Here is a 13,897-nt window from a genome sequence, read left to right as displayed (position 1 = left end):
GCTGCCGGTCGGATGATTGCCATCGCTGACTCGAAGATGCCATCAGGTTATCCCTGAGGATGGACTGTCGTAGCGCGCTCTTTTGTGCTCATTCCTGGCACCGGTAAGTCGGCGAGATAACGGTCGGCATGACCAACCCACAAGCCACCGCAGCACTGACGGCCTGTTGGCGGCTTACCGAGCCCAGCTTGCGTCGCGCATTGAGCAGGTGGAAGTCGATGGTGCGTTCGGAGCAGGTCAGGATGTGGCTGATTTCCCAGGTGGTCTTGCCTTCGCTGGCCCAGTACAGGCAGTCCATTTCCTTGGGCGTCAGGTCCTGGCGCGGTTGGGCAGGCCGTTGCAATTGATGTCGTATCCCGGCGAGCAGGTAGGGGATGAGCATGAACAGTTGGTAGACGGCAGGGTTGGAAAACCCTTTCTGTTCGGTGATCTGTGTGTCGTCGAAGGCCACGCTCAAGGTTCCCCTGAGCATTTCGTAGCGCAGTGGGATGCTCACGCCGCTGCGCAGGCCGTGTAGCTCGCGTTGCTCCCAGAAATGCCGGGAGCGTCCCCGGGCGCGCCGTCGTTCGCTGTCCCAGAAAAGCGGCACCAGCTCGCGTCGACAGTGCCTGAGTATCGGGTCGATCTCGATCAACCCATCACAGCGGTAGTGTTCCAGCCAGCGTTTGGGAAAGGTGGTGATGAGGCCAGCGAGAGGGTCGGTATCCCTCGGCGTTGCCGGCCCGAGGCTGATGAGGTAGCTGCCGAAGCCGAGTTGGCGCAGCACTTTGTTCAGCAGGCGCTCCCAATCGCAACGGTTGGCATCCTTGGCGAGGCTCGTGAAGGCGGCCAGCGTAGCGGCACGCTCGGCCTGGGTCCGGCCGCAGGCGGGGGAGTGGTGTTTGTCCATAAACGGATCGCTCTCGTTGTAGCAGGAATGACGCAGTCGCAGTATGGGGAAGGAAGGGGCGCATGCCCCTTCCGGATGGATCACTTGTGCACGTGACACCGGATGAAGCTGCGGAACAGGTCCAGGCCGTTTTCGGTGAGGATGCTTTCAGGGTGGAACTGCACGCCTTCCACCGGCAGGTGGCGATGGCGCACGCCCATGACATAGCCGTCGTCCGTGGATCTGGATGTGATCTCCAGGCAGTCGGGTAATGGCTGCTCGCTGATCATCAACGAGTGGTAGCGGGTCGCCCGAATCGCCTGTGCCTGGGTGTGGTCATAGACGCCCTTGCCGTCGTTTTCGATCGTGCTCACCTTGCCGTGCATCACGTGTGGGGCCCGGCAAACCTGGGCACCGAAGGCCAGGCCGATGGCCTGGTGACCCAGGCACACACCCAGCAGCGGCAGGCGTCCCTGAAAGTGCCTGATCACTTCGATGTAGCCCACATCGGCCGGATGCCCAGGCCCAGGGCCCAGCACGCAGAAATCCGGTGAGAACGCTTCAATGCGCTGGATGAGGTCCGGTACGTCGTGACGCTCGACGTGGGTTTCCAGCCCCAGTTGTTCCAGGTATTGGCTGATGATGAAGACGAAGCTGTCATAGGCATCGATCAAGAATACTTTCACAGTGCGATCTCCTGCCCGGTCACTGCTCGATAGACGGACCCCATCTTGTACAGCGTCTCTTTCCACTCAAGCTCTGGCACCGAATCGGCCACCACTCCGGCGGATGCACGCAAGTGGTACGTACCCTCATCGAAGACCGTCGAGCGAATGCACAATGCGGTGTTGACGCTGCCATCGAAACCGACCAGGCCCAGGGCCCCGGCATAAATGCCCCGGCGGTTGCTTTCCATCCCTTCGATCAGCTCCATCGCCCTGACCTTGGGCGCGCCGGACATGGTGCCCGCGGGGAACGAGGCCTTGATCACGTCGAAGGCATCCAGGCCCGGGCGCAGCAAGCCGCGAACGTTCGACACCATGTGGTAGAGGTGCGAGTACTCTTCCACCAGCATGAACTCATCGACCTCCAGCGAGCCGGCCTGGCACACGCGACCGATATCGTTGCGACACAGGTCGATGAGCATCAGGTGTTCTGCGCGCTCCTTCTCGGAGCGGGTCAGCTCCAGGACCAACTGAGTCGGATCGACGCCAGGCTTCTTGCCCACGGTGCCGGCGATCGGGCGCATCTCGATCAAGTCGTCCTTGATCCTGACGAACAGCTCGGGGCTGGCGCCGATCAAGTCGATGCCGCCTACGTGGGCCAGGTACATGTAGGGGGAAGGGTTGCGCAGGCGCAGGTTCTGGTACACATCGAACGGCGAAACCTGCGAGCGGATGCGAATCTCATGACCGAGCTGGATCTGGTAGACGTCGCCGGCGCGGATGTGCTCCATCGCCACTTCGACTCGCTCGACGAATTGCTCCGGGGTCACCGTGCGCTCTTCCTCGAAGCCCTCGGGGTACGGTAGCGGGGCCAGCGCCTCGGATGCCGGGGTTGAGCTCAGGAAGGGGTAGTCCTCCAACGTGCGGGGCGACCAGAGATCGTGGTTATTGATCAGGGTTTCGACGATGCCATTGCTGTGGAAATAAACCAGGGTCTGATAGACCGACAGGGCAATGAGCGGGTAATCGTAGGTCTGTTTGGCCAGATCGGGAAGTCGCTCGATCAGGCGAACGCAGTCGTAGGAGAAATAGCCGAAGAAGGCCAGGCTGGAAGGGGCATTGGACGCCGGTTGGAACGTTGCCTGGATCGCCCGGAGCAGGTTCCACGCAGCCTCGCTGTCGGGTAGATGGATCTTGTGTTCCGGATCGACCTGCATGCCCGCTTGCCGCAGGCTGGCGGACAAATGTTCACACAGGGCGGCGCAGCCTCGCAGTTGGGCCTGGCCCTCATCGATACACACTTCGAAAAGCGGTTCGAGCCCGACGATCGTCGCCCGGCGATCACGGCTTGGGCCGGACAGTGATTCAAGAATGAAAACAGACTCGCGACCGAGTTGTTCCAGTGCATTTGCATATATGCCAAGTGCATCCGTAGGTCGACGTTCTTCACGGCGAAGAACATTCACGCCAATTAAATTTTTATTCACGGTTAATACCATATTCAAGGTGTAACGATTCAGGCGCTCGATTAAGAGAGCGCCACGGGAATATAAAGCGCGCAGGCACTTTAAATACGTGTTGACGGATATTCTGAATAGACGGGACGGACGCTGTTCATGTCGCGCGCACTAAAAAGCTTGCAATGGATTGCAGCCAATTGTTGCGCAGGGCACAAGACGCGAGCGCCTTCGATTTCAGAGGGGAAAGATCAGGACGTTGCTGGCAGGCAGCAGACAGGCTCCGGTCTTCGCTAGATTAGCGACGCCAGATATTGCTTTTGAAGATGGCCAGAATGGCCCGGGAACAGCTGTCGGGATAGCTGTGGGAGGAACTGATAGCAGAAAGGTGATAGTACATTTTTAGACATCCCAGTCTTGGCTAAGCACTGCGGGAATAATTGGCAGTGCGGCGAAATTACCAGCGTGCCCTGGGGCCTGTCAACTGCTGAGGGCATATTAATCTTTCATTCATTTCTGAATGTCGACAGAGCTATCCCTGCGCGTATGTAACCGCGCGTGCTTTTAACAAGAAACTCGTGCGCGCACAACTGCGAGATAGCTCAGCTGGGTATTTATAAGTTCTGTTACTAACGTAGCGGCCGTTGAGTTCCAGTAACCCATCAAACCTGAGCGGCTGAAATGAAAGAGCATTTAGAGACATTCAAGAAACGGTACGATCCGATTCATCATGCCTATTGGACCGACGTCCTCAGCGACACCGAGCTGGCGGCCTGGCACCAGGCACAGTTGCGGGAAGTGGTCGGCCACGTGAAGCGGTCCTCGCCGTTCTATTCCAGGCACCTTGCCCAGGTCGACGAGCGTTCGCTGACCTTGGATGACCTCGCCACCTTGCCATTCACAACCAAGGATGATCTGCGCGAAGCAGGCTTCGACATCTTGTCCGGCCCGCTGGAAGACAGCATCTTCTATTACGAGACCACGGGGACCACCGGGCCCGCCACGCCATGCCCGCGGGACCGCAAGGAGAGCTACGCGAGCAATCGCCAACTGGCCATGGCCTACCAGGCCGTGATCGAAAAGCATTTCCCGGGCGAAAAGACCGTGGTCGGCATCATGGGACCTACCGAGGTCCATTCCTTCGGTGACACCCTGGGCGATGTCTGCACCCAGCTCGACCTGTGCAATGCCAAGATCTGGCCGCACTCACCGGTGATCGGTTGGCCCAAGGCGCTGCAACTGCTCAAGGACCTGCGGATCGGCGTGCTCGCATCGGCGCCGGGGCTCTTGCTGGCCATGGCCAAGGAAGCCGAGCGCCAAGGCTTGAACCCACGCGAGGACTTCGCCCTGCGCGCGTTCATGATGAGCGGCGAGCTGTGCACCCCTGCGTTGAAGAACAACCTCTACAGCCTGTGGGGGGCGCAGGCCTACAACAGCCTGTATGGCTCCCAGGAAGCGATGATCATCGCGGCCTGCAACGCCAACGACCAGTTGGTGCCGCATCGCCTCAACTACATCATCGAGGTGCTCAATCCCAAGTCCGGGGAAAGCCTGGGCTGCACCGGCGACGGTGAGTTGTGCGTGACCATGCTGATTCCTGGCAGCAAGCCGTTGATTCGCTACCGCACGGGTGATCTGGTTTCGATCCAGTCGCGCCCCGGCTATCCGCAATCGATGCGCCAGACCGTCAAGGTCGTCGGTCGGGTGAAGGATGCCGTGCAACTGAACGATCGCGCCTTCTCGGCCGCGCAGATCGAGCAGGCGCTGCTTGAAGGCGTCGAACAATGCCTTGGTTACCAGATCATCCTCAGTCGCGCCAATGATCGCGACACCGTCATCGCCAAGTTGGAAATGTCGCGCTTCTTCGAAGGCGATCGTGGACGTCTGGTGCTGCTGATCAAGGAGCGCCTGCGCGAACGGCTGGGGGTCGATGCCACGGTCATGGTGGTGGGCGATCTGGCCGAGCATGTGAACCTTGGCAGTTGGTTCAGCTGGAAAGAAGCGCGCATCGTCGATCAGCGTCAAGGCCAGTGAGGTCAGCGATGAGCCTGTCTGTTCGCGTGATTGACAACGCCAATGAACTGTTCGAGTCCGTCAGGCAACTCAGGAGTCGCTACCTGGGGACCAACCCGGCACGGGAGGACGACTTCGAGCGAAGGGAGCAGGTGCGCGACGCCTTGTCCTATCACCTGGTCTACCTGGACAAGGACGAAGTGGTCGGGACGTTGCGCGTCACGCCGCTGGGTCATGGCCTGAGCTTTGTCGAGCGAGCGGTCGACGTGCAGGCCTATTTCGAACAATCGACGGATGCCTTCGATGCCAATCGCCTGGTGCTGGACGAGCGGTACCGCGGCGGTCGGCACCTGCGCATGTTTCTCCTGCAAGCGGCCATTTGGCTGAAAGCCAACACTCACCTGCGATTCATCTCGGCACTGTGCCGCGGCCAATTGGCTGCGCTCTATGTCGGCCTGGGCGGGCGCGTGCTGGTGGATGACGTTACCTGGACCGGGGAACAGGTCGAGCGGCGCTACAGCCTCGTCTACCTGGAACTCGAAAGTGTTTACCTCAATGTTAAAGGAGCCAATTGAAATGCAAGCATTCTTCAAGGAACTCGACGCTATCGTCGACGCGGGCTGGGCCCAGATCAAGCAGGGCGCCTACTGGAAATTCAGCCTGGAGAACCCAACGCCGCCAGCCCTCTACCAACAGCTCATGCTGCAGGTCTACCACTACACCCGCTACAACTCGGTGAACCAGGCCGCCTGCGCCTTCAGTGCCGATCCAGAGGAAACGACGCTGTTGCGCTTCGTCTACAAGCACGCCTTGGAAGAGCTGGGCCACGAGCGCATGGTGCTGCGTGACCTGGAGTCGGTCGGGCTGTTGCCGCAAGCCATGCCGGCGCCCCTGGCGCCGACCCAGGCACTGATCGCCTTTCTCAACGATGTGGCCATCCGCAAGGGGCCGATCGCTCGCCTGGGCTACAGCTACTGGGCCGAGGACGTCTACGAGCACATCCAACCGATCCTGGAACGGTTCCGTGCCGACCTGGGCTTGAAGGATGAGCAGATGACTTTCTTCGTCGCCCACTCGACCATCGACGAGAAGCACGCCGAGGAAGTGCGTATGGCGATGCAGCGTGCGGTGAAGACCGAAGCAGATCGTCGTCAGATCAAGGAAGTGGCACGCGTCACGCTCTGGCTGACCGGGCAGTTGATGGAAGAGGCTTTGCGCGCCTACCTGGCTGGCGAAGAAGGGTTGCGGGAGGCGTCCTGAATCATGAATCTGACCATCATTGTCGGGTCAAGCCGACCTTGTGGTGTCAGTGCACGGGTGGTGGCGCTGGTGCGCCGCCACCTGGGCGAGGAGGTCGCGGTCGATGACATCTGGCTCAAGGATTACCGGATCGACTACTGCGACGCCGACAACGCCTGTTCCGACCAGGACTGCCAAGTGCAGGACGACGTCGGGCAGTTGGTGGCGCGGCTGGACCGCGCCGATGCGGTGCTCTATCTCCCCGTCATGCATGCCTATGGCACCAACAGTCGCTTCCAGGCGTTTCTGGAGCGAGTCGGCTATGGCTTCCTGCGGCCTCGGGAGCGTCCGCTGCGCGACAAACTCGCGGCAATTGCGGTCGTCGGCCGACGCTATGGTCACACGGCGGTTTTCTCCCAGGTCGCGCTGAACGTGCTGCTCAACAAAATGATTCTGGTCGGCTCGGGATTTCCGCCGTGCTTCCAGACCCAACTGGCCCACGATCCTGAAGCGGAGCAGGCCCTGCGCGAGACATTGGACCGGCTCTGCGAGCATCACTGTCGACTTAACCCCCCAGCCCTTGCGACAGGCAAGCCGGAAAGAATCCTGCGGCCCATTCAATTTCAGAAGGGATAACTGTCATGCCATTGAAAGATTCATTGCTCGCGTTACTGGTCGCGTTTCTCTGGGGCGCGCAGGTCACTGCAGTGAAAATCGGCGGCGCCGAGTTGCCGCCTATCCTCATGGTCGCCATGCGCTACGCGATCATGGCGCTGTTTCTCCTGCCGCTGCTCAAACGCGTCAAGCGTGAGCAGTTTGCGTCCGTGGCCCTGATCGCCACGATTACCGGGACCTTGCATTTCGGTTTGCTGTATTGCGGTATCGCCCGGGTAGACGCCTCTACCTCGGCGATCATTTATCAATTGGCGGCACCGTTTACCCTCGTCCTGGCATTCGCGTTATTGGGGGAAGTCCTGAAACTGCGGCTCCTGGCGGGCATCGTGCTGGCGTTCGCCGGTGTCCTGGTGCTACTGGCTACGCCATCGGCGGGCGGGACGTTCATCGGCATGTTGCTGGTGGCGCTGGCGGCCTTGGCATTCGCTGCCGGGTCAGTGTTGACCAAGCGTCTCGGGCCACTGGACCCGCTGGCCTTGAGTGCCTGGACGGCGGTCATCGCCGCACCGCAACTGTTGCTGTGGTCGTTCGTCCAGGAAGGCGAGCAATGGACGCGCGTCTACACGGCCAGCGCCCAGGCGTGGTGGGCGGTGCTCTACACCGCACTCAGTGGTGGTCTGCTGGGGTTCGGTCTGTGGTTCTGGTTACTCGGTCGCAACTCGATGCAGCAACTGAGCCCGTACCTGCTTCTGGTGCCGGTGTTCGCGATCGCTGTCAGCCAGGTCATGCTCGCCGAAGGTTTCAGCCAGCGCCTGGTGATCGGCGCCGTGTTGACGCTGTCAGGCGTGGCGCTATGCCAACTGCGCCTGCCGGCAAGATTCTTCCTCAAGGCCGGTAGCAAAGGACAAGGAGTGGCGGATGAACCGCGTTGATCGATTGCTGCTCGGCACTTTGCGCCTGGTCCACCGCTGGCAGTTCGGTTTGAAACTGCGCTGGCACACCGGTAAACATGGACGCCTGGCCTATCTGCAAAGCCCTGCACGGCAACAGCGGACGACGCTGGTCATGCTCCATGGCCTGGGCGCCAGCAAGGATCAGTGGGGCCCTGCGATGCTGGGCATGGCGCGTCATCACCACTGCGTTTTCGTCGACTTGCCGGGGCATGGCCAATCCGTATATGAGGCGGGTGCCGGCTTTGGTCCCCTGGCAATGCTGGCGGAACTCGAAGGCCTGCTGGATACACTCGTCGAGGGTCCCTTCGTGCTGGTCGGCAGTTCTTTGGGCGGGTGCGTGGCCGGCCTGTATGCCGCCAAACACCCGCAGCGTGTCAGTCACTTGGTCTTGCTGGCGCCTGCCGGTCTGGGCGAGCAAGCGCTAGGCCCCACGTTGAAAGCCAGCCTGCAAGGGGCGGGCACGGTGTTTGGCTATCGTACGATCGAAGAGATGAAGCGCTTCTGGAGCCTGGTGTTCCAGGCGCCGCCCGAGGTAGGAGGGCGCTTGGCCCAGGCCATGGCGGCCAGCGGCAAGTCGAGGTTTGCCGCGGTGCAGCGGGTCGTCGAGGATTTCCGTCGCGAAGGCCTGGACGTGCTGCTCGAACGGTTGCCCCAGATCGCTGCCAAGACGCTGGTGATCTGGGGCCGGCATGACCAGGTATTCTTGCCGGCGACCCTGGACAACCTGCTCCAGCAACTGCCCGATGCACGCGGCGAGTTCATCGAGGACGCCGGCCATGTGCCCTATCTTGAACGGGGCGCCGATGTGGTGGCGGCCATCACAGGGTTCATTGCAACGTCCAGGGTCTAGCAGGATTCGATCAAAGCCTGGCCGCCAAAGTCCCCTTTCTGACCTCCCATAGCCTCAACAGTCGGGTAGCGCTGCCGTAACGTGCACCTGACTGCGCACGCAGAGGGAGCGTCCTGATGAATCGTAGAACCTTTATGCTCGGCACCGCCGGAGTGGGTGCATTGATGGTCGGGGCGGGGGCGCTGTTGCGTCCGAGCGATCGGGGCAGCCCCTACAACGAGTACTTCCGCGCGTTGAACCAGGAGCTCAAGCGCCATGGGCCGATGCGCCCCGTGATGCTGATTGACCTGGACCTGCTCGATCACAATATCGATGTGGTCACGCAATCCGTTACACGCGCCGGTAAACATTTGCGTCTGGTGGAGAAATCCCTGCCATCACCGGGACTGTTGGCGTACATCGCCAAACGTACCGATACCCGGCGACTGATGTCGTTCCACCAGCCGTTCCTCAATCACGACGCGGTGACCTTTCCCGAGGCTGACATCTTGCTCGGCAAGCCTTTACCGGTACGCTCGGCCGAGGTGTTTTACCAAACCCACAAGGGCGCCTTCGACCCTTCCAGGCAACTGCAATGGTTGCTCGATACCCCCCGGCGGCTGATGGATTACCTGGCATTGGCGCAAGGCCTGGGCATCCGGATGCGGGTCAATATCGAGCTGGATGTCGGCCTGCACCGTGGCGGAGTCGCTGACCACGCTGTGCTCGGCGAGATGCTGACGCTGATCAGCGCGCATCCGCAGCAGCTCGAATTTTCAGGCTTCATGGGGTATGACCCGTTTGTCGGCATGGGCGTGCCCAGGGTCCTCGGTTCGTCCCAGGCGTTGTTCGACAAGGTGATGGTCATTTACAACGGCCATGTGAATTACCTGCGTGAACACTTCCCTGCGCTTTGGCACGAAGGGCTCACGCTCAATACGGCCGGTAGCCCCAGCTACGGTATACATGAGCAGGAACGCTTGAGCAGCGAGGTTTCGGTGGGAACGGCGTTTCTCAAGCCGACCCATTACGACCTGCCATCGCTGGTCGAGCATGTGCCGGCGGCCTTTATCGCAACGCCGGTGCTAAAGAGCACTGGCGCCGTCAATTTCCCAGCCCTGGATGACAAGTCCCGATTGTTCTCCTGGTGGGACCCTAACCAGCGCGCAACATTCTTCCTCTACGGCGGTAACTGGATGGCCGAGTTCGAGTCACCCAAGGGGCTGCAAAGCAATGAGCTCTATGGTCGCAGCTCCAATCAGGAAATGGTCAACGGCTCCCTGGCCGTAGGGTTGAACGTGGAGGACCAGGTGTTTTTACGGCCGACCCAGACTGAATCCGTGCTGCTGCAATTTGGTGATTTGCTGGCCGTGCGCGGTGGCAAGATTGTTGAAACCTGGCCGGTGTACTGATTGGCGCAGGGAGGCGAGCTTTTGGCTTGGCCGAGAAAGCGTCCTCAAAGACGCCCCCGCAACAGAAACAGCACCAGCGCCACCAGGCAGGCCATCGTCTGAATCCCACCCAGCGTCGTGACCGGCGCGAAGCTCAAGACCGAGGCCAGCCAGGTGCTCAGAGCAGCCGCCCCCATGGAGAGAAAACCCAGCAATGCGGAGGCCATCCCGGCTTCCTTGCCGAAAGGCCCCATGGTGATTGCCGTGCCCAGCGGATTGGCCAGGCCCATGCCCCACAGGAAGGTGATCATCGAGAGGGCATACCACCCAAGACCAGGCGCGGCTGGGCCGACGAGCAGCAGGCCGCCGCCAGCCATGGCGCAGGCAATGCCCACGAGTGTGGCGATTCGGGCGCCATGACGATGCGCCAGGCGCGGGGCCGCCATGCCGGCTGCGAACACGACGAATACCGTAGCGGCGAAATACAGGCCGGTTTGCAACGAGGTCAGGCCAATACCTTGCATCAGGATGGCGGGTGCCGCCGCGAAGGAGGCGAACAGGCCGCTCATCAGCAGGCTCATTGAAAGGGCAGGGAGGATGAAGCGCTTGTCCAGTGCCAATCTGCCATAGGCGAGCACCACGCTCTTGGCCGAGTGCGGCGCCCGGCGATCGGCGGGATGGGTTTCTCCGAGGTCGCGTACGTAGAAAAAAGCCAGTACCACGGCGGCCAGTCCCACCAGGATGAAGATGGCGCGCCAGCCGAGCGTGACGGACAGGACACTGCCAGCCAGCGGCGAAAAACCCGGCGCCGCGGCAGTGGCGATCATCGTCAGCGACAGGGCGCGGGCCAGGGTCTCGCCTTCGAACAGATCCCGTGCGATGGCGCGCGACAGCACCGAGGCTGCGCACACGCCCAACGCCTGGACGACGCGCCCGGCGATCAGCACATCAAGGGTGGTGGCAAGGCCGGCGATGACGGTGCCGACCACGAACACTGAAAGGCCGCCGAGCACCAGTTTCTGGCGCCCGTAGCGGTCGGCCAGCGGCCCGACCACCAGTTGGCCCAAGGCGAATGTGATGAAGAAACTGGACAGCGTCAGGCCGAGCTCGCGAGCGGTCACGCCCAGGTCTTTGCCTATCTCCGCGAACGCCGGGAGGATGATGTTGGTAGACAGCATGCTGATCGCCGCCAGGCCTGCAAGCAGCGCCACGACTTTGCCGGTCAATGGTTGTGTGGAGGCGTGCGGTTGCGTAGCGGTAATCGCCAATGAAGTTCTGGCTTCCATACATCCTCCCCTAGGCTTGGTTGGCGGGCAAAGGCGTTCATGCCAAACGCCAAGACTGTGGTTCGCGATCTCGGTGCAGTGACGGAGATTTGCACATGACGCTCATAATATTTTCATGAATATGATGATCGTAATCTCTTGCGTCAAGTTAAATATCTGGAGTGCGCAGGCAGGATTTCACTGTTGCCTATAAGTAGGAGCGAGGGAGAGCGGATGGGGAGGGTGTGAGGTCGACGCTTTTCAAGCGTCGTGACCTCGGTATCTGGTAGGTCCGGATCGAAAGATGTCTCAAACGGCCGGTCGACGCATCGCCAGAATGGCCGCACCGAAGCCGATGAACGTCGAGCCGACGAGCCTGCTGATCCACACGGAAAACGCTGGCCGTTTCAGCACGCCTTTGGCCTGGGCCGCAATGGCGGCATACAGGCTCAAGGAAACCAGCGACAAGCCGGCGAATATCGAGGTAAGGAGCAGAAACTGCGGCAGCAGTGCGGCGCTCTGGTCGATGAATTGGGGGAACAGGGCGGTGAAGAACATCGTCGCCTTGGGGTTGGTGATGGCTGTCAGAAAGGCCGACTTGTATAGCTTTGAACGCGATGGCTTGCTGGTCTTGCCATCGGCTTGCACATCCTGCGCGAGTATCGGGCTCTTTTTGAACAACTGCCTGGCGCCCAGGTAGAACAGATAACCCGCCCCGAGGACTTTCACGGCGTTGAACAGCCATTCGGAGCTGGCGAGCAACGCGCCGAGACCCAGCATCGCGGCGGCCGACAAGCAGAACAGTCCGCTGGCGTTGCCCACCGACGACCACACCGCGTAACGCGGCCCGTAGGCCAGGCTGTTATTGATCGCCATCAAGGTGGCAGGTCCAGGACTAGCGATGGCGATGGCCGCGACCAGGGTAAAGGCGAGAATTGAGTGCAGTTCCATTGTTCACATTCGCGACTGGTTGAGAGGTTGTGCATCCTACAGGAGAACCTGGGGTTGTCTGAATACAGCCGCCATAACGTTTCTATCGGTGCAGCCGCCCTCGGGATGTCCATCGAGTGGTTCGCGACCCTGCTGGGGCCTTGCCTTGGGCACTGAGCCGTTGGGGCGGCTTTAATGCTACAGTCCGGCCTTTCCTGAGGAGGGGCGCGTCATGCGGATCGTAGTAATGGCTTTGACGATGGCGCTGCTGGGCGGATGCGCCACGGCCAACGAAACCTTTGGCATGGGACAGCTCTGCGGTCGCCATCCTTACTGCGGTGCGGCGACCGATATCGAGATCATCAAGGCCTCGACGAATGACAACGACGTGTATTCACGCGCGCTGGCACCGTTTGCAGTCGTCGACCTTCCGTTTAGCATCGTCGCCGATACGCTGATCCTGCCTTATACGATTTTTCATATGAGGCCTGCCGAGGAGTAGGGGGAGTGCCTCGACCGGTTGAATGCGCCTGGCCGGGTCACCAACATTGGCAACCCCAAGTCCATGGCTTTCTATGCCGCTGTTTTTTCAGCCGCGGCTCCCGCCCACGTTTCGCCAGGCACGTTTTTGTCGATGCTGGCAGTTGTCGTGGTGGTTTCAATGGCTTGGTATGGAATGGTCGCAATTATGCTTTCGCAGCCCAGGATTGCTTGTGCCTATCAAGGTAGGAAAAAAGCAATTGATCGACTGTGTGGTGGTTTGATCTTGTCTCTGGGGGTTCGCCAGCTGGTTTAGCGAGTAGTCGTTGCTGGAGCAAGCCTTCGTCGTTATGCGCCAGGTTGGTCTTCCGCCGACCGACCTGGCGCTGGACGAAGTGACTGTACCGCACTAGCGGTTGATCGTTCCCACGCTCCTGCGTGGGAATGTCGCCAGGGACGCTCCGCGTTCCGCTTCTGGATGTGACGCAGAGCGTCACCGGTTGCATTCCTACGTCTTGCTGCACCGAAGGTTCGCGCATTTGTCGATTTCATGTGCGCCAGGTACGCGGATATGTCTCTGGTGCTGAAGGGATAGGGTCGATCAATATCACGTCGGGTTGTCGGCAATGAGCCTCACCCTGTGGCAATCGGCCGGTTCGAGTTTCTGACCGTTTGAGGAACGAACATCCATCGGCATGAGCGCCTGCCCGGACGTATTGTCCAGCAGCACGGAACGCGTTTCTCCTGGCTCGAACAGGAAGCGTTCGCCCCACTGTCGCAGGCTGACCACGACCGGAAAGATTTCCCGGCCTTTGTCCGTCAGGACGTACTCCTTGTAGGCGCTCCCATCGGATGCGGGTCGAACGTCGAACACACCGGCCTCGACCAACGCTTTGAGTCGCGAAGCCAGAATGTTCTTGGCCACGCCCAGGCTCTTCTGAAATTCGCTGAAGCGGCGAATGTCATCGAATGCGTCACGAATGATCATGAGCGACCAGCGATCGCCAATCACGTCCAGTGTCCTGGCTACCGGGCATTCGCTGTTTTGTGGTGAAGCGTTTTCCATTTTATTGACCTTCTGAAAAAAGGATCGCAAGTCCAGTCGATGTCTGTGGTTGCAAAATGAAACCTGATCGGGCAACAATCCACTCAGGTTTTTAATTGAAACTAGTTTAGCGCCAAGGAGACGCGC

General features: G+C 60.4%; 14 protein-coding genes and 1 pseudogene. 9 read left to right on the top strand and 6 right to left on the bottom strand.

Annotation, left to right across the window (positions count from 1 at the left end; translation table 11 throughout):
* Nucleotides 1-88: 88 nt before the first annotated feature.
* From BM300_RS01480 to BM300_RS01470, 3 genes are all read right to left on the bottom strand, one after another.
* Entirely contained in the window at nt 89-889 is an 801-nt protein-coding gene (locus tag BM300_RS01480) for an autoinducer binding domain-containing protein (RefSeq protein ID WP_092344655.1), read from the bottom strand.
* 80 nt (nt 890-969) lie between these two features.
* Nucleotides 970-1,554 carry an anthranilate synthase component II gene (locus BM300_RS01475; RefSeq protein WP_063321726.1) on the bottom strand — a complete coding sequence of 195 codons (585 nt, stop codon included), beginning with the start codon at nt 1,552-1,554 and terminating at the stop codon, nt 970-972.
* Complete coding sequence (locus BM300_RS01470; protein WP_170862009.1) at nt 1,551-3,032, bottom strand: anthranilate synthase component I family protein; 1,482 nt, start codon at nt 3,030-3,032, stop codon at nt 1,551-1,553. Before BM300_RS01470 ends, BM300_RS01475 begins: the two co-directional genes overlap by 4 nt.
* 639 nt (nt 3,033-3,671) lie before the next feature.
* Here BM300_RS01470 and BM300_RS01465 point away from each other — a divergent pair.
* From BM300_RS01465 to BM300_RS01435, 7 genes are all read left to right on the top strand, one after another.
* Entirely contained in the window at nt 3,672-5,024 is a 1,353-nt protein-coding gene (locus tag BM300_RS01465; RefSeq protein ID WP_092344659.1) for a phenylacetate--CoA ligase family protein, read from the top strand.
* An 8-nt stretch (nt 5,025-5,032) separates the two neighbouring features.
* Nucleotides 5,033-5,578, top strand: coding sequence for a GNAT family N-acetyltransferase (locus BM300_RS01460; RefSeq protein WP_003200646.1), 546 nt, complete (start codon nt 5,033-5,035; stop codon nt 5,576-5,578).
* A gap of 1 nt (nt 5,579) precedes the next feature.
* Nucleotides 5,580-6,263: an iron-containing redox enzyme family protein gene (locus BM300_RS01455; RefSeq protein WP_092344661.1), complete on the top strand. Its 684-nt coding sequence runs from the start codon at nt 5,580-5,582 to the stop codon at nt 6,261-6,263.
* Between the two features lie 3 nt (nt 6,264-6,266).
* Nucleotides 6,267-6,878 carry a flavodoxin family protein gene (locus tag BM300_RS01450; protein WP_003200650.1) on the top strand — a complete coding sequence of 204 codons (612 nt, stop codon included), beginning with the start codon at nt 6,267-6,269 and terminating at the stop codon, nt 6,876-6,878.
* Nucleotides 6,879-6,883: 5 nt separating this feature from the next.
* Nucleotides 6,884-7,789 (top strand): DMT family transporter, encoded by a 906-nt coding sequence (locus BM300_RS01445; RefSeq protein ID WP_092142176.1) that lies wholly within the window; start codon nt 6,884-6,886, stop codon nt 7,787-7,789.
* Nucleotides 7,776-8,660: an alpha/beta fold hydrolase gene (locus BM300_RS01440; RefSeq protein WP_092461787.1), complete on the top strand. Its 885-nt coding sequence runs from the start codon at nt 7,776-7,778 to the stop codon at nt 8,658-8,660. Before BM300_RS01445 ends, BM300_RS01440 begins: the two co-directional genes overlap by 14 nt.
* A 185-nt stretch (nt 8,661-8,845) precedes the next feature.
* Entirely contained in the window at nt 8,846-10,051 is a 1,206-nt protein-coding gene (locus BM300_RS01435) for a DSD1 family PLP-dependent enzyme (protein ID WP_170862008.1), read from the top strand.
* A 44-nt stretch (nt 10,052-10,095) separates the two neighbouring features.
* On the opposite strand, the gene BM300_RS01430 is transcribed toward BM300_RS01435, so the two are convergent.
* Nucleotides 10,096-11,316 (bottom strand): multidrug effflux MFS transporter, encoded by a 1,221-nt coding sequence (locus BM300_RS01430; RefSeq protein WP_063321718.1) that lies wholly within the window; start codon nt 11,314-11,316, stop codon nt 10,096-10,098.
* A 288-nt stretch (nt 11,317-11,604) separates the two neighbouring features.
* Nucleotides 11,605-12,246, bottom strand: coding sequence for a LysE family translocator (locus tag BM300_RS01425; RefSeq protein ID WP_003200689.1), 642 nt, complete (start codon nt 12,244-12,246; stop codon nt 11,605-11,607).
* A 211-nt stretch (nt 12,247-12,457) separates the two neighbouring features.
* On the opposite strand from BM300_RS01425, the gene BM300_RS01420 reads away from it, so the two are divergent.
* Both BM300_RS01420 and BM300_RS01415 read left to right on the top strand, forming a co-directional pair.
* The gene (locus tag BM300_RS01420) at nt 12,458-12,727 is read left to right on the top strand and encodes a YceK/YidQ family lipoprotein (protein ID WP_027912369.1); all 270 of its coding nucleotides are present in this window, start codon (nt 12,458-12,460) and stop codon (nt 12,725-12,727) included.
* 30 nt (nt 12,728-12,757) lie between these two features.
* Nucleotides 12,758-13,021 (top strand): annotated as a pseudogene (locus BM300_RS01415) (LysE family transporter); the annotation flags it as partial.
* A 291-nt stretch (nt 13,022-13,312) separates the two neighbouring features.
* Here BM300_RS01415 and BM300_RS01410 read toward each other — a convergent pair.
* Nucleotides 13,313-13,771, bottom strand: a complete 459-nt coding sequence (locus BM300_RS01410; protein ID WP_092461780.1) for a winged helix-turn-helix transcriptional regulator — start codon at nt 13,769-13,771, stop codon at nt 13,313-13,315.
* Nucleotides 13,772-13,897: the final 126 nt, after the last annotated feature.

It is taken from the genome of Pseudomonas sp. NFACC46-3, assembly GCF_900114515.1.
Lineage (GTDB): Bacteria > Pseudomonadota > Gammaproteobacteria > Pseudomonadales > Pseudomonadaceae > Aquipseudomonas > Aquipseudomonas fluorescens_Q.
This window is presented reverse-complemented; position numbering and strand designations above follow the sequence as displayed.